This window comes from Bradyrhizobium sp. AZCC 2262 (assembly GCF_036924535.1).
Lineage (GTDB): Bacteria > Pseudomonadota > Alphaproteobacteria > Rhizobiales > Xanthobacteraceae > Bradyrhizobium.
In genome coordinates this window covers 2,878,274-2,893,551 of the sequence record NZ_JAZHRT010000001.1, presented here as the reverse complement: position 1 = coordinate 2,893,551, position 15,278 = coordinate 2,878,274, and the positions used below count along the sequence as shown (strand labels likewise).

The 15,278-nt window shown below is 62.8% G+C and carries 12 protein-coding genes; 5 read left to right on the top strand and 7 right to left on the bottom strand.

Annotation, left to right across the window (positions count from 1 at the left end):
- Nucleotides 1–63: 63 nt before the first annotated feature.
- The gene (locus V1283_RS13510; RefSeq protein ID WP_334386972.1) at nucleotides 64–1,623 is read right to left on the bottom strand and encodes an acyl-CoA carboxylase subunit beta; all 1,560 of its coding nucleotides are present in this window, start codon (nucleotides 1,621–1,623) and stop codon (nucleotides 64–66) included.
- Nucleotides 1,553–2,527 carry an IclR family transcriptional regulator gene (locus V1283_RS13505; RefSeq protein WP_334386971.1) on the bottom strand — a complete coding sequence of 325 codons (975 nt, stop codon included), beginning with the start codon at nucleotides 2,525–2,527 and terminating at the stop codon, nucleotides 1,553–1,555. Before V1283_RS13505 ends, V1283_RS13510 begins: the two co-directional genes overlap by 71 nt.
- 133 nt (nucleotides 2,528–2,660) lie before the next feature.
- Between V1283_RS13505 and V1283_RS13500 the strand changes: the two genes are divergently transcribed.
- The 4 genes from V1283_RS13500 to glsA all read left to right on the top strand — a co-directional run bounded on the left by V1283_RS13500 (nucleotide 2,661) and on the right by glsA (nucleotide 8,214).
- Nucleotides 2,661–2,882 (top strand): acetyl-CoA carboxylase biotin carboxyl carrier protein subunit, encoded by a 222-nt coding sequence (locus tag V1283_RS13500; protein WP_214487217.1) that lies wholly within the window; start codon nucleotides 2,661–2,663, stop codon nucleotides 2,880–2,882.
- 171 nt (nucleotides 2,883–3,053) lie between these two features.
- On the top strand, nucleotides 3,054–4,217 hold the full coding sequence (locus V1283_RS13495) for a TAXI family TRAP transporter solute-binding subunit (protein WP_334386970.1): 1,164 nt from the start codon (nucleotides 3,054–3,056) through the stop codon (nucleotides 4,215–4,217).
- 51 nt (nucleotides 4,218–4,268) lie between these two features.
- Nucleotides 4,269–6,332 carry a TRAP transporter permease gene (locus tag V1283_RS13490; RefSeq protein WP_334386969.1) on the top strand — a complete coding sequence of 688 codons (2,064 nt, stop codon included), beginning with the start codon at nucleotides 4,269–4,271 and terminating at the stop codon, nucleotides 6,330–6,332.
- Between the two features lie 22 nt (nucleotides 6,333–6,354).
- The gene (gene glsA, locus V1283_RS13485; RefSeq protein ID WP_334386968.1) at nucleotides 6,355–8,214 is read left to right on the top strand and encodes a glutaminase A; all 1,860 of its coding nucleotides are present in this window, start codon (nucleotides 6,355–6,357) and stop codon (nucleotides 8,212–8,214) included.
- Between the two features lie 156 nt (nucleotides 8,215–8,370).
- On the opposite strand, the gene V1283_RS13480 is transcribed toward glsA, so the two are convergent.
- Nucleotides 8,371–10,701 (bottom strand): Tex family protein, encoded by a 2,331-nt coding sequence (locus V1283_RS13480; protein ID WP_334386967.1) that lies wholly within the window; start codon nucleotides 10,699–10,701, stop codon nucleotides 8,371–8,373.
- A gap of 226 nt (nucleotides 10,702–10,927) precedes the next feature.
- Between V1283_RS13480 and V1283_RS13475 the strand changes: the two genes are divergently transcribed.
- Nucleotides 10,928–12,184: an Hsp70 family protein gene (locus V1283_RS13475; RefSeq protein WP_334386966.1), complete on the top strand. Its 1,257-nt coding sequence runs from the start codon at nucleotides 10,928–10,930 to the stop codon at nucleotides 12,182–12,184.
- A gap of 2 nt (nucleotides 12,185–12,186) precedes the next feature.
- Here the strand turns inward: V1283_RS13475 and V1283_RS13470 are convergent, their stop codons facing one another.
- From V1283_RS13470 to V1283_RS13455, 4 genes are all read right to left on the bottom strand, one after another.
- On the bottom strand, nucleotides 12,187–12,642 hold the full coding sequence (locus V1283_RS13470) for a YybH family protein (protein ID WP_334386965.1): 456 nt from the start codon (nucleotides 12,640–12,642) through the stop codon (nucleotides 12,187–12,189).
- A 30-nt stretch (nucleotides 12,643–12,672) separates the two neighbouring features.
- Nucleotides 12,673–13,200, bottom strand: a complete 528-nt coding sequence (locus V1283_RS13465) for a carboxymuconolactone decarboxylase family protein (RefSeq protein ID WP_334386964.1) — start codon at nucleotides 13,198–13,200, stop codon at nucleotides 12,673–12,675.
- Nucleotides 13,201–13,726: 526 nt separating this feature from the next.
- Nucleotides 13,727–14,083, bottom strand: a complete 357-nt coding sequence (locus V1283_RS13460) for a Zn-ribbon domain-containing OB-fold protein (RefSeq protein WP_334386963.1) — start codon at nucleotides 14,081–14,083, stop codon at nucleotides 13,727–13,729.
- Nucleotides 14,080–15,216 carry a thiolase family protein gene (locus V1283_RS13455; RefSeq protein ID WP_334386962.1) on the bottom strand — a complete coding sequence of 379 codons (1,137 nt, stop codon included), beginning with the start codon at nucleotides 15,214–15,216 and terminating at the stop codon, nucleotides 14,080–14,082. The genes V1283_RS13460 and V1283_RS13455 overlap by 4 nt, the downstream gene beginning before the upstream one ends.
- Nucleotides 15,217–15,278: the final 62 nt, after the last annotated feature.

Genomic DNA, 15,278 nt, shown 5'->3' with positions numbered 1-15,278 from the left:
CACCAGACCCGGAATCTCGAGATTCCGGGTTCGATGCTTCGCATCGCCCCGGAATGACGTTAGTCACGGCCGTGTCGACATGTTCGTTGGCGGCCCCACATTCCGAATCGGTTCCGCCAGCCGCGCGAACTCGCACAACAGCGAACGCGTCTTGCGGGGATCGATCACCTCCTCGACCCAGAACTTTTCAGCCGAGCGGAACGGCGAGCGCAGCTTGTTGAGGCGATCCTCGATCTCTTTCAGCTTCAAGGCCGGATCATCCGCGGCGTCGATGTCGGCGCGGTAGGCCGCCTCGATGCCGCCTTCCAGCGGCAGCGAGCCCCAATAGGCCGACGGCCAGGCGTAGCGCATCGAATAGCGGTTGGCCGGCTGGTGCACGACACCGGCCACGCCGAACGCGTTGCGTACGATGATGGTGCACCAGGGCACGGTCGACTGGTTGACCGCCGCCATCGCGCGCACGCCGTGACGGATGGTCGCCGACTTCTCAGCCTCGAGCCCGATCATGAAGCCGGGGCAATCCATTAGGTAGACGACGGGAAGATGGAAGGTTTCCGCAAAATCGACCCAGCGCACCACCTTCTGGCAGGCCTCCGCCGTCCACGACCCGCCATAGTGGAAGGGATCGCTCGCCAAGAGCAGCACTGCGCGGCCTTCGAGCCGGGCAAGCCCGGTGATAACAGGGCGGCCGAAATTGGCGTTGACCTCGAAGAACGAGCCCTTGTCGACGACGGCGTCGATGATCGGACGCATCTTGTAGACCTGGCGGCGATTGCGCGGCACCGCCTTCAACAGCGATTCTTCCGCGCGCTCGGGATCGTCGGTGCAGGGTGTGGTCGGCGGCACGTCGTACACCGATGACGGCAGATAGGACAGAAAACGCCTGGCGCGCTCGAACGCCTCCTCCTCGCTGTCGACGGCATCGTCGACGCCGCCGGCGCGGGTCTGGATCTCGGCGCCGCCAAGTTCCTGCTTCGTCAGGTCCTGGCCGAGGCGCTTCACGACCGGGGGACCTGCGACAAACATCGCGGAATTCCGGGTCATGACTGAATAATGGCTGGCGGCAAGCCGCGCCGCGCCAAGGCCCGCGACCGAACCGAGCCCGAGGGCCACCACGGGCACGCGTGCCATGTTCGCGATCGTGAACCAGTACCAGCGTGTGCCGCCAACCCCGCCGGGCAGATTGGCAGCCCCGCGCGTCTCGATCGTCTTCACCGAGCCGCCGCCGCCCGAACCTTCGATCACACGGATGATCGGCAGGCGAAAATCATGCGCCATCTCCTCGGCCATCAGCGGCTTGGCGGAAATCGAGGCGTCAGCCGAACCGCCGCGCACGGTGAAATCGTCGCCGACCACCACCACGGTGCGGCCATCGATCTTGCCGCGGCCGAACACGCAGTTGGCCGGCGTCAATTGCTTGAGTTCGCTGTTTTCGTCGTATTCGGCGCTACCGGAAATCGCGCCGATCTCATGGAAGGAATTCTTGTCGATCAGTCCGTCGATGCGCTCACGAACCGTGAGCCGGCCCTGGTCATGCTGACGCCTGACCTTGTCAACGCCTCCCATCTCGCGCGCGAACGCTTCGCGCCGAGCGAGCTCGTCGAGCTCCGGCTTCCAGTTCATTCGTATCCTCCGTCTTGATGATCTTGTTGTTATGGGTCGATACCGGTAGCGGCTTTCTTTCGATGCGGTTGGTGAAGATGTCGCCCTCGGCGCCTTCGAGCAGGCTGCCGAGCGCCGCACCGAGCTGGAGCATCTGCGGCGCCACTTCCCTGTGCAACCGCTTCTCATCGAACATCGCCGAAAGAAGACCGATCGTCGCAACAACGAAGGTCTGATATTGCGGCGACCACACCGGCACCGCGCAACCGTTGATATGCGGGCTCCAGGTGCCACAGCCGACGACATAGCCGTGTTCGCGCAAATGGCGACGGTTGTCGTCGATGCGCGATTTCAACAATCCCGAGTTTCCCGGGATCTCGCGCTCCATTTCGGCGATCAAGGCGTCGCCGATTTCGGTATCGAGGGCTGCCGTGTAGGCAAAGCCGGCCGCGGTGCTCGTCATCGAGATGCGGCTGCCGGTGCCTTCGTGCAGGCCGAGCGCATTCGCTGCCCGCGCGAATTCGAGATAGACCAGATGGAAGCGATCGGGAATCACGAAGCCAACAGTGCCCGGCAATTGATCGGCGACGTCCTGCAACCGCAGCCTGATCAGGTTGCGAAGCTGCAGCCCCTTCATCATCGAGGTGCTCATCGCCACCGCGCTTGGACCGATACGGTATTTCTGGTCGCGCGGCAGATAGACGAGCTGGCCCATCCGCGTCAGCGTGTGCGTGAGCCGCGATACCGTTGAGCGCGGCAGACCACAGCGGCTGGAAATTTCCAGATTGCCCAGTCGCGCTTCATGACCCTCGAAGCAGCGCAAGACGTCGAACGCTCGCGACACCACCTGGATCACATCACCCTCGCCTGCGAGATCGCTGGCGAGCATTCCCTGCTTGCTAAGCCGTTCCGAGCGTCTTCCCATGTTTTATGGCTCCATTCCGCCCTGCGGAATAAAATTCCACTTGCAGAACAAACTACCTCAGGCAATCTGCGGCCACAACAAAAAGCCGTTCACGAGGACACCAGTCCGTCAGACGGTCCCCGGGAGAGCGGAAATGCCAGACATCAAGATCGTCACCGAAGTCGCCGGCCGCGTGTGCGCGCTGCCCGTCACAACCGGCGGCAATGTCGGCGACGGCGACGAGATCGCTTTCGTCGAAGCAATGAAGATGGAAATTCCGGTCACGTCGACGACGGCAGGAAGGATCAAGGCCATCCTGGTCAAGCTCGACGACGTCATCGCTGAAGGACAGGTCGTTGCGATCATCGAAGCTTAACCGGATCACGTTATAGCCTTGCTTGATAGACTTGCTTGCGATGAATTCCGCGACAATCTGTCCAGCTTAGATGTTGACGTATGCGCACCTAACGTTGCCATCACAAGCAGCCAATGACATGATCAACGCCAACGAGTGAATTCGCGTCGCGAACCATCTGAGGGGAAAACTATGATTCATCGGTTGAAGGCGGTTGCGCCAATCGCCCTTGCCGGCATTTCGCTGCTGGCCTTACCGGCGGCATCCGCCGAAGACGTAAAACTGCCGCCGACCATGGTCGTCACCGCCTATGACACCGGCACCGCAGGCTTCAACATCGCCGTCGGCGTCGGCAAGATGATGAAGGACAAATACGGCACCGATGTCCGCGTACTGCCGGCCGGCAACGACGTGGCGCGACTGGCGCCGCTGCGCGCCAAGCGCGCGGCCATGTCCGCGATGGGTTCCGGCACCTATTTCGCCCAGGAAGGCGTGTTCGAGTTCGGGACCAAGGAATGGGGTCCGCAACCCCTGCAGCTCGTGCTGTCCGTGGTCGATTGCAACGCCGGCTCGCTCGGCGTCGCCCGCGATACCGGCGTGACCGAGATCAAACAGCTCAAAGGCAAGCGCGTGGGCTTCGTGGTCGGCTCGCCGGCACTGAACCAGAATGCGCTCGCGGTCCTGGCCTTCGGCGACCTCAAGCAAAGCGACGTCAAGGTCGTCGAGTTCTCGAGCTATGGTGCGATGTGGAAGGGCATGGTCAACAACGATGTCGATGCCGCCTTCGCCACCACCATCACCGGCCCGGCGAAAGAACTCGAGACATCGCCGCGCGGCATCATCTGGCCGCCGCTGCCTCCCGGCGACAAGGCCGGGTGGGAACGGGTAAAAAAGGTTGGCTCGTTCTTCTTCCCTCACGTCGCGACCTGCGGCGCCGGCATCTCCAAGGACAAGCCGGTCGAGCTCGGCAACTACCCCTACCCGATCTTTACGTCCTATGGATCGCTGCCCGCCGACGAGGTCTACGCCATCACCAAGGCGATGATCACGGGCTACGACGCTTATAAGGATTCCGCACCGGGCGCGACCGGTCTTGCGGTCGATCGGCAGACCAAGAACTGGGTGGTCCCGGTGCACCCGGGCGCCGCGAGGGCGATGAAGGAAGCCGGTCAGTGGACCGACGCACAGGAAGCCTACAACAAGGAATTGCTGAAGCGCCAGGAAGTGCTGGCCGCGGCATGGGCAGGTTACAGCAAGAACAGCCCGCCTTCGGATGACAAGGCGTTTCTTGACGGCTGGATGAAGGCGCGCGCTGCGGCGCTGAGCAAGGCCAACATGCCGAACGGGTTTGAATAGCACCGCCGCTATTCACTCGGATCGAATGCGAACACCGTCTCGGGGGAAATAATGTCACCTTCTGCGAGCGATAGCGTAATCGCGCCGGCACAACGAATTGAGTTCGACGATCCGCATGCCAACATGCAGGAAGCCGAAGTCACGCGCGTGCGCTCGTTGCGCGGGGCGTGGCGTTGGGCGCTGGTGGTTGCGACCGCAGTAACCATCCTGCTGTGCATCAACCAGCAATTCTCGCTGCGCTTCTTCATCGGCTACACCCAGCTCAACACCGAGTATTTCTACCTCCTGATCGCGCTGATGCTGCCGTTCACGTTCCTGATCTTTCCGGGAACCGAGAACGCGCCGCTGGATCGAATTCCCTGGTATGACATCCTGCTTTTTGTCGCCACTTTCGCCTGCGCCATTCTCCTGATGCGCAGCGTCCGCAAGGCGGCCGAGGCCGGCTGGGAATTTGGCGGCGCGCCGACGAACGTGATCGTGGCCGGCGTCATCATGTGGGTGGTGCTGATGGAGGCGTTGCGGCGCACCGGCGGCTGGAGCCTGCTGCTGAGCGTACTGCCGTTTACGGTGTATCCGTTGTTTGCCGACGCGAAATGGCTGGGGCCGTTTCGCGGCACCGAATCGACACTCGAACAGGCGACCTCCTATCACGTGCTGTCGGGCGAAAGCCTGCTCGGCATTCCGATCCAGGCCTTCGCCGACACCGTGATCGGCTTTCTGGTGTTCGGCACCGCGCTGATGATGACGGGCGCCGGAAAATTCTTCATCAATATCGCCTTTGCGCTGTGCGGCACCTTCCGGGGCGGCGCGGCAAAAGTCTGCATCTTCGCCTCCGGCCTGCTCGGCATGATGTCCGGCTCAATCATCTCCAACGTGCTGACTGCCGGCACCATGACCATTCCCGTCATGAAGAAGAGCGGCTTCCGCGCTTCCTATGCCGGCGCGATCGAGGCCTGCGCCTCGACCGGCGCGGTGCTGGCGCCGCCGGTGATGGGCGCGACCGCGTTCGTGATCGCCCAGTTCCTCAACATCAGCTACGCCGATGTCGCCATGGCCGCGATCATTCCGGCCGTGCTGTATTATGTCGGCCTGTTCATGCAGGTGGATTCCTATGCCGCACGCCACGGTCTGAAGGGCATTCCGCGCGCCGAGCTGCCGAAGGTCTGGGACACCATCAAGGAAGGTTGGTACTACATCTTCGTCATCGCGCTGCTGATCGTGATGCTGCTGTATTTCAAGCGCGAGAGCCACGCGCCGTTTTACGCGACCGCGCTGCTGCTGGTGCTGAACCAGGTGTTCTCCAAGGAAACGCGCTGGACGCTTGCGACCATCAGCAAGTTCCTCGAGGTCAACGGCCGCACCTTCGTCGAACTGGTCGGCATCCTGGCCGGCTGCGGCCTCCTGATCGGCGCGTTTTCGATGACCGGCGTCGTCTCCAGCCTCGCCAACGACCTGTTGCGCATCGCCGGCGACAATCCGTTCCTGCTGCTCGGCATGTGCGCATTCACCAGCCTCATTCTCGGGCTCGGGCTGACCACGACCGCCTGCTACATCTTCCTTGCCATTCTGGTGGCGCCGGCTTTGGAAAAGCTCGGCCTCAACCGCATGGCCGTGCACATGTTCATCTTCTACTGGGGCATGCTGTCCTCGATCACGCCGCCGGTTGCGATCGCTTCCTTTGCCGCGGCCGGCATCGCCGGCTCGCCGGCGATGAAGACGGGATGGGAATCGATGTGGGTCGGCAGCATCATCTATTTCATTCCGTTCTTCTTCGTGCTGAACCCGGCGCTGGTGCTACAGGGAGACAGCCCGTATCTGGAAGGGCTCGGACTGATGGCGCTGGCGGGCTTTGGCACACTGTTCATCTGCGGCGGCATCCAGGGCTATCAGGCGTTTGTCGGCGATCTCAGAGGCACAGGCGCGCTGGAGTGGCCGCTGCGGGTATTGCTCGTAATCGGGGGATTCGTGGTGGCGACGCCCGGTGGCGGCATCATGCCGCTGTCGCAATGGCAGGTCACCTCTCTTGGATTGGCGATCCTGATCCCGACCGTCCTGCTCTCGCTCTTCCTGATACGGCGCCAGACCCTGGTGCCGGACCAGTTGCGCGCACCCTGATTGCGTTGCACAACAGGAGGCGATGAAACAATCGCCTCCTCCGCTTAACGCCGGCCCCACTGCCTGGACCAGCTCGAAGCCGCCCTTGCTGCGGTTCCTGAATGCGTGCCACGCCGATTTCACGATGGAAACCAGCGGCGCGGTGGCCGATTACATCCCCGAACTCGGCAAGGCCGATCCTGCCCATTTTGGCATCAGCCTCGCCACCCTTGACGGCCATGTCTATGAGGTCGGCGACACCCAGATCCCGTTCACCATCCAGTCGATGTCAAAACCGTTCGTGTTCGCGCTGGCGCTGGACACGCTCGGTGCGCCACGGGTCGAAAGCGCGATCGGCGTCGAACCGTCGGGCGATCCCTTCAACTCGATTCGCCTCAACGCCGAAAACCATCCCTTCAACCCGATGGTCAATGCCGGCGCGATCGCCTGCTCCGGCCTGATCCACGAGGCCAAGGGCGAGGCCGCATTCGACTATATCAGGCAGGCGCTGGGCCGGTTTGCCGGGCGCGAGCTCGACGTCGACGACGCCGTTTTTGCCTCCGAAAGCACGACCGGCGACCGCAATCGGGCGATCGGCTATTTGCTGCGCACCAACGCCGTGATCAAGGACAATGTGGCGTCCGTGCTGGAGGTCTATTTCCGGCAATGCGCCATCCTGGTGACGGCGCGCGATATCGCGGTCATGGCGGCCACCCTGGCCAATCGCGGCATCAATCCCGTGACCGGCGAACAGGTGCTCACGCCTTACGCCATCTCGCGCACGCTCTCCGTCATGACCAGTTCCGGCATGTACGATTACGCCGGCGAATGGATCTACCGGATCGGCATTCCCGCCAAGAGCGGCGTCGGCGGCGGCATCCTCGCGGCACTGCCGGCGCGGCTCGGGCTCGGCAGCTATTCGCCGAAACTCGACAAGCACGGCAACAGCGTACGCGGCATCAAGGTCTGCGAGGCGCTGTCATCGCACTACGACCTGCATATGCTCAACCGCAGCGACGACGCCCGCAACAGCATCATCGCCGATTACGACATCGGCAACAGCCCGTCACGGCGCGTGCGGCGTGCGCAGGAACAGAACATCCTCGCCGCCCACCACGAGGACGTTCGCGTGATCGAACTGGTGGGCACGCTGTCGTTCTCCAACGTCGATTACGTCTCGCGCCAGCTCGCGGCCAAGCCGCGGCCGCAGCTCGTCATCTTCGACCTGCGCCGCGTCACGGCCATGACCCGTGCCGGCACCCGCCTGCTCGCCGAGGAATTCCGCGAACTGGCGGCCCATCATGTCACCGTGGTCCTGTCCGGCATCAGGCGGTCGTCTCCGGAATGGAAGATGATCGGGAAATGGACGGAAGGCCTCAGCAACATCCGCAACTACTATTTGCTCGATGCCGCCATCGAATGGGCGGAAGACCAGGTGGTCTATCGCTACGGTGGCGCGATCGACTTCTTCGAGGCGACCGAACTTTCAGAACAGGCGCTGCTGGCGGGACTGACGGACGAGGAGCTGACCGATCTCGCCTCGCTCGCTTCGATCCGGACCTATCAGGCGAGCGAAAAGATCATCGCGTCCGGCGATCCTGCAACTTCCGTGTTCTTTCTCAGGAGCGGCGTGGTGCATGTCACCCTGCCCGACGGCATACGCCTGGCGACGCTGACGGCCGGAATGCCGTTCGGCGAGATGGCGCTGTTGGAGCCACACCGCTCCGCCGACGTGTTCGCCGACATGGCCGCGACCTCGTACGAAATCCCGCTCCGCGATTTCGAACGCTTCCGAAAGCAGCATCCGCGCGCCGGCGAGCGGATCATGCGCAATCTCGCGCAATTGCTGGCCGATCGCCTGATCCTGGCGAATGCCAAGCTGAATTTGCTGACGCCGAGTTAGTCGCGGGCCACATGGTTCGAGACGCACGGCGTCGCCGTGCTCCTCACCATGAGGGTCAAAGAACCGTATCCCGGATTCGTCCCCTGCCAGAGCTCATCCTGAAGAGCATCACAAAGCGATGCGTCTCGAAGCATAAAGCCCCGACGCCTGCTCTGCCTAACCCGCCTTGCCCCGTCCGTTCTTTTCGGCCGCACGGCGCAGGGCCTCGGCCAATGCGCCGCCCTGATCCTGCGCCTTAGGCGCAGACGACGTCATCGAGGCCTTCGAATATTCTCGCATCTTGGTTTCCGACAGCTTGGGGCCCTTGGCGCCGACCTCGTCATCCAGCCGCAGCGTCAGCGCGATGCGCTTGCGGGCGACCTCGACCTCCAGCACCTTGACCTTGACGATGTCGCCCGGCTTCACCACCTCGCGCGGGTCCTTGATAAAGGTTTTTGACATCGCCGAGATGTGCACCAGGCCGTCCTGGTGCACGCCGATATCGACGAAGGCGCCGAACGCCGCGACGTTCGTCACCGTGCCTTCCAGGATCATGCCGCGCTTGAGGTCCTTGATCTCCTCGACGCCTTCCTTGAACACCGCGGCCTTGAACGCCGGGCGCGGATCGCGGCCGGGCTTTTCCAGCTCGCGCAGGATGTCGGTCACCGTGGGCAGACCAAACGTGTCGTCGACAAAGGCCTGCGGCTTCAACTGACGCACGATCTCGGCATTGCCGATCAGCGCCTTGATGTCGCTCTTGGCTGCGGTGAGTATCCGCCGCACCACAGGATAGGCTTCCGGATGCACACCGGACGAATCAAGCGGGTCTTCACCACCGTTGATGCGCAGGAATCCTGCGCATTGCTCGAATGCTTTCGGTCCCAGCCGCGGCACTTCCTTCAAGGCCTTGCGCGATTTGAACGGCCCGTTGGCGTCGCGATGCTGCACGATGCTTTGCGCCAGCCCCGCGCCGATACCCGACACCCGCGCCAGCAGCGGCGCGGAAGCCGTGTTGGCATCGACGCCGACGGCGTTGACGCAGTCTTCGACCACGGCATCGAGCGAGCGCGCCAATTTGGTTTCGCCGAGGTCATGCTGATATTGCCCGACGCCGATCGCCTTCGGGTCGATCTTGACCAGTTCGGCCAGCGGATCCTGCAGGCGCCGCGCGATCGACACCGCGCCGCGCAAGGTGACGTCGAGCTCCGGCAATTCCTCGGACGCAAAGGCCGAGGCGGAGTAGACCGACGCGCCCGCTTCGGACACCACGATCTTCGACATCTTCAGGTCCGGCAGCAGCTTGACCAGTTCGGTCGCCAGCTTGTCGGTCTCGCGCGAGGCGGTGCCGTTGCCGATCGCAATCAGGTCGACGCGGTGCGCGACCGCGAGCTTGCCCAGCGTCGCCAGCGTCGCGTCCCACTGCCGTTGCGGTTCGTGCGGATAGACCGTGCTCGTCGCCACCACCTTGCCGGTGGCGTCGACGACGGCGACCTTGACGCCGGAGCGGTAGCCGGGATCGAGCCCCATGGTCACGCGCGCGCCGGCCGGCGCCGCCAGCAGCAGGTCGCGCAAATTCGAGGCGAACACCCGCACGCCCTCGGTCTCCGCCGCCGTCCACAACCGCATCCGCAAATCGATGTTGAGATGCACCTGGATCTTGGTTTTCCACGCCCAGCGCGCTGTCTCCATCAGCCAGCGGTCGCCTGGCCGGCCCTGATCGGTGATGGCGAAGCGCTGCATGATTTTCAGTTCATACGCGCTCGGCACGTTGGCGACCGGGACTAGCGCATCGGGCAGCATCTGCAGCTCGAGGATTTCTTCCTTCTCGCCCCGAAACAGCGCGAGAATGCGGTGCGAGGGCAGCTTGTGCAGGGCTCCGTTGTAGTCGAAATAGTCCTTGAACTTCTCGCCTTCGGTCTTCTTGCCCTTGCGCACGGTCGATGTCATCACCCCGTTCGACCACATTTCTTCGCGCAAGCGCCCGATCAGATCGGCATCCTCGGCAAAGCGCTCCACCAGGATCGCACGCGCGCCTTCGAGCGCCGCGGCGACGTCCGCCACCTGCTTCTCGGCGTCGACGAAGCTCGCGGCCACGGCCTGCGGATCGTTCTGCGGTTGCGTCAGCAACAGCTCGGATAATGGTTCGAGCCCGGCTTCCTTGGCGATTTCGGCCTTGGTGCGGCGCTTCGGCTTGAACGGCAGGTAGATGTCTTCCAGACGCCCCTTGCTGTCGGCCGCCATGATCGCCGCTTCCAGCGCGGCGTCGAGCTTGCCCTGCTCGCGCACCGAGTTGAGGATGGTGACCCGGCGCTCCTCGAGTTCGCGCAAATAAGTCAGCCGCTCTTCCAGTGTGCGCAATTGCGCGTCGTCGAGCCCGCCGGTGATTTCCTTGCGATAGCGCGCCACGAACGGCACGGTGGCGCCGCCGTCGAGCAATTCGACTGTCGCCGAGATCTGCTGTTCGCGAACGCCGAGTTCTTCCGCGATCTGTCGATTGATATTTGCCACGCGACCTCTTTCCAAAGCCGTTTTGCGGCGGGAGGACCAGCCGCGAGGACGGAGCTTATGGACCATCTCGGATTGATTTGCCAACCCGCCGCACGAAACAAATTGATCTGTGGATGGCCTTAACCGAGCAAATCAATATGTGCGAACAACCAATTGGGATGACACGAGATAAAGGTGGATCGATGGCGTTGTAGTGTGTAAACGGACGCTCCCCTTGGGAGCATCCATGTCCGTCTGCGGCCTTGATTTCGGAACGTCGAACACGACGCTTGGCACCATCGAAGGCCGGGCGCCGATTCTGGTGGCGCTGGAGGCGGCCCAGACCACTATACCCAGCGCGATGTTCTACGAGACCGACGGCGGCGTCTTGATCGGCCGCAGGGCCGTGGAAGCCTATGTTGAAGGCGCGCCCGGACGCCTGATGCGAAGCCTCAAGTCAGTGCTCGGAACCTCGCTGATCGACGAAACCACCCGGCTCGGACGCGCACGGGTCAGCTTTCGCGACGTGATCGCCTATTACCTCGGCGCGGTCAAACGCCGCGCGGAACAGGCCACCGGCCATGAACTGCGTAACGTTGTCCACGGCCGGCCGGTGCACTTCGTCGACAATGCGCCGGACGCCGATCGCAAGGCGGAGGATACCTTAAGGACAATTGCGCGGGGGATCGGTTTTGACGAGGTCACGTTTCAGTTCGAACCGATCGCCGCGGCCCTGGACTATGAGCGACAGATCACATCGGAGGAAGTCGCACTGATCGCCGATATCGGCGGCGGCACCTCCGACTTTTCGATCGTGCGCCTGGGGCCCGGCCGCCACGACAAGGCCGATCGCGCCGCCGATATTCTCGCCAATGACGGCGTTCGCATCGGCGGCACCGATTTCGACCGTCAGCTCAGCCTCGGCGTGATCATGCCGCTGTTCGGATTCCGCAGCGCCATGAAGCGTCCCGGGCTTGACGTGCCGTCGAGCTATTTTCACGACCTCGCGACCTGGTCGAGCATCAACCGCATGTATGAGCCCCGCGTGATGGCCGATATCCGCCAGGTCCGGCAGGAGGCCCGCGAGCCGGAACTTCTCGACCGGCTGATACGCGTGGTGCACGAACAGCGCGGCCATACGCTGGCGATGGAAGTCGAAGAGGCCAAGATCGCCCTGTCCGAGAAGCGCCGGGCGGACATTCCGCTGGAGTGGGTTACCCCCGGTCTCGGTGCTGATATCAGCCGCCCCGATCTCGTCAGCCATACAAAGCAGTTGGCCGATCGCATCGCGGCGCGTATCAACAACTGCCTTGTCCAAGCAGGGCTGGCCGCCGGCGATATCGACGCCGTGTTCCTGACCGGCGGCTCCGTGAAGCTCGCCCACGTCCGGACGGCGATTACCAAAGCCGTACCGTCGGCCCGCATCGTCGAGGGTGACATTTTCGGCGCTGTCGGCAAAGGATTGACGCTGGAGGCGCTGCGACGATACGGGCCGCGAGACTGAGATCATCTCACAAGGGTTGTTGTAAGTCTGGCAGATGGCTCGTGTTGCGATTCCAGCCGGTTAGCGTGGCGGTGGACGAGACGCCACTCGCCTGCTTCGCGGCGGAAAACATGCGTAACCCGGTTGGACCACCCCGTTGTGCCGTCTACGCTTGCGACGCGCTGCCCCTCGAAGGTCTCGATGTCGGTAACATAGAACATCTCCGGCGTGATGATCGTCGAGATATTCTCGTGACGTACGCTTCCGCCTTTGAACTGGGCGCCGGCCCAGTCCCAACGGAGCGAAACCGCCTCCCATCCCTTTTCGTAACCGCCCCACCCATAGAAGCTGGTTGCCTCGGACGTGTGCGAATAAAGATCCTTGATTGCCGAGACGTCACCGTTCGCGACCATGGCCATCGCCGCATGCAACCGAGCGATGGCTGCACGTACCGAAGATTCGAGTTCCTCGTCGATCACGATATCACTCTGACCCACGCGACAAATCCGTCAGCCCACCACTTCCGTTACCGGCTGCAGGTCGATGGCAAACGTCTCCAGGAACTTCGACGTCATGATGTAGAAGCCGACCGAAAGCTGCAGTTCGACCAATGCAGCCGTGGTCAATTTGGCGGCAATGGCGTTGAACGTCGCGTCAGTCGGCTTGTGAAGTTTGACGATCTCGTCGGTGAAGGCGAGCGCGGCGCGCTGCACATCATTGAAGCAGGTCGCCACCTGCCAGTGCTCCAGCGCCTCGTTCTGCTCGTCGGTGACGCCGACGTTCTTGCCGATCCGCTTGTGGGCGACGATTTCGTAGGGCGCCTCGCAGAGAATGCCGGTGCGGGTGATGGCGAGTTCGCGCACAATCGGGTCGAGTTCGCCCTTGTGCCTGATGGCACCGCCGAGTCGGCAGTATTGTTCGAGATAGCTCGGCGAATGCGCCATCATCCGGAAGATGTTCGCATTGCGGTTTTTGCCCAGCAATTCGCGGGTGCGCTCGTTGTGCTTGGCGGGATCGCTGTATTCGACGCGGGCCATTGATCACCTTGGGGTTTGGAGATTTTCTGATTTGTTGACAGGGAGATCATGCACCGCAGCAGAAAGCTGATCAACTGTCGAAAGGTCGCTGCCTCAGGTTCGGGCCTGCGCCCAAGCCGCTAGACTCGCGCCAAAAAACTCCCTCTCTCGTGCACAAACCGGCTACGAGCGAGCCAAATTGCCGCCTCAATGCTGGTCGATTCTCGGGACTGTCGATATTCGCTGAGTGGGGACTCAAAAGAGCGAATACTCGTCGCGGGGCGTTCCGAGTAAAAACCAACCGAGCCATCAAGCCTTTGCGGGCATTGATGACTCATGCCCAAGTCTAGGGAGTTAGGCATGAAGGAAGCCACCAAAAAGGCGGCCTCGGAAGCGCTTGCGCAGATGATGGCGGTAACAGCAATGCTCGTTATCGCCAGCGTCGTGTTCTACTGGCACTGAATGTTGACGCGTCGAAGCACTCAGATTTCACCTGTTCCGCGTAATTCTGGGTTGCTTCGTAGCGTGAGCATTTTGCGTCTGAGATTCATGTTTTCTCGAAATACGGAACCAGCCTTCCCGCAAACGGCCGATAGCTTACGGTGACCTTGTCACCGATCGCGAGATCGCTGTCGCCGTGGGCCATCATGCGAAAGCCCTCCGCCGCATCGACCAGCACGATATTGTAGGGAACATGCGCGCGCGTCTCTGGCGTCGCGGCGCGACAAACCAGCGAGGTCGCGTAGACCATCGCGGTTCCACTGGCACGCTTCTCCATCGGATCCGGCGCACCGCAGGCGGCGCAGAAACGGCGATGGAAATATTGCGCGGCTCCGCACGCGCCGCAGGATTGATAGACGATGCCCTCGGCGCCCTTGGTCCAGTCGGCGAGTTTGTCGGTCATCGCACCCGCTCCAGAAACATGCTGACGTGCGACGACAGCACGCCACCGTCGCCATGCAACAGCGCGACCGAGGCATCGCGGACCTGCCGGGGTCCGGCGCGCTCCGTCATCTGCAAATGCGTTTCCACCAGATGCGCCATCGCGCCGCCGACGCCGCAATGGCCGTAGCTCAAAAGCCCGCCATGGGTGTTGAGGGGCATAGCCCCCTCGCGGCCAAAATGCCCTGCGCGCACCCGCGCGGCCGCCTCGCCGCGCCCGGCAAGGCCGAGGTCTTCCAGCAGCATGGCCAGCGTGACGGTGAAGCTGTCGTAGACCGCGGCGTAACGCACGTCCGATATCGCGACGCCCGACGCGGCCTTCGCCTTGGCGATCGCAATCTCGGCGCCGAGTTTGCTCAATGCGGGCGCGGCTGTGACGTGCTGATGGGTGTGCGCCTGCGCGCAGCCGCGCACGCGAATGCCAGTCGCGGAGGTCGGCTCGCGGCTGATCACGAACGCCGCGCCGCCGTCGGACACCGGGCAGCAATCCAGCAGCTTGAGCGGCATCGCCACTGGTTTTGAAGCCATCACGTCGGCGACGGTGATGGGTTCATGGAACTGTGCGCCGGGATGGGTCAAGGCGTGGGCGCGCATCAACACCGCGAATTCGGCGAGATCTTCCTGGGTGACGCCATATTCATGCATGTAGCGCGACGTGACGAGGCCGTAATAGGCAGGGATCGTCGGCCCCAAGGTCACCTCGTAATCGGGGTGACCGACCTGCGCCAGCGCCTGGATCGAGGCGTCGCGGCTCTGCCCGGTGAGACGGTTTTCGCCGCCGACCACCAGCACATGCTTTGCCACGCCGGCGTCGACCAGATGATGCGCCAGCATGGTCATGGCGAGCCCGGTAGCGCCGCCGACCTGTACGGCGTGGGCATAGGATGGCTGAATGCCGAAATGCTCGGCGAACACGGTGGCCAGCATGATGTGCGGCGACACCGTCGAATAGCCGCAGAGAATGCCGTCGATCTCGGATCGCTTCAGCCCGGCATCGGCAATCGCAAGCTCGGCCGCCTTGCTCATGAGATCGAGCGAGGACGATCCTTCATGCTTGCCGTAGGACGTCAACCCGACGCCGGTGATAAAGCTCATGACAATACCCTCACCGTCATTCCGGGGCGCGTCGAAGACGCGAACCCGGAATCTCGAGGTTC

What these genes read in the sequence shown, in the direction of transcription:
- V1283_RS13510 (WP_334386972.1), bottom strand. Translation starts at nt 1,623, where the DNA reads ATGAACTGGAAGCCGGAGCTCGACGAGCTCGCTCGGCGCGAAGCGTTC.
- V1283_RS13505 (WP_334386971.1), bottom strand. Translation starts at nt 2,527, where the DNA reads ATGGGAAGACGCTCGGAACGGCTTAGCAAGCAGGGAATGCTCGCCAGC.
- V1283_RS13500 (WP_214487217.1), top strand. Translation starts at nt 2,661, where the DNA reads ATGCCAGACATCAAGATCGTCACCGAAGTCGCCGGCCGCGTGTGCGCG.
- V1283_RS13495 (WP_334386970.1), top strand. Translation starts at nt 3,054, where the DNA reads ATGATTCATCGGTTGAAGGCGGTTGCGCCAATCGCCCTTGCCGGCATT.
- V1283_RS13490 (WP_334386969.1), top strand. Translation starts at nt 4,269, where the DNA reads ATGTCACCTTCTGCGAGCGATAGCGTAATCGCGCCGGCACAACGAATT.
- glsA (WP_334386968.1), top strand. Translation starts at nt 6,355, where the DNA reads ATGAAACAATCGCCTCCTCCGCTTAACGCCGGCCCCACTGCCTGGACC.
- V1283_RS13475 (WP_334386966.1), top strand. Translation starts at nt 10,928, where the DNA reads ATGTCCGTCTGCGGCCTTGATTTCGGAACGTCGAACACGACGCTTGGC.
- V1283_RS13465 (WP_334386964.1), bottom strand. Translation starts at nt 13,200, where the DNA reads ATGGCCCGCGTCGAATACAGCGATCCCGCCAAGCACAACGAGCGCACC.
- V1283_RS13460 (WP_334386963.1), bottom strand. Translation starts at nt 14,083, where the DNA reads ATGACCGACAAACTCGCCGACTGGACCAAGGGCGCCGAGGGCATCGTC.
- V1283_RS13455 (WP_334386962.1), bottom strand. Translation starts at nt 15,216, where the DNA reads ATGAGCTTTATCACCGGCGTCGGGTTGACGTCCTACGGCAAGCATGAA.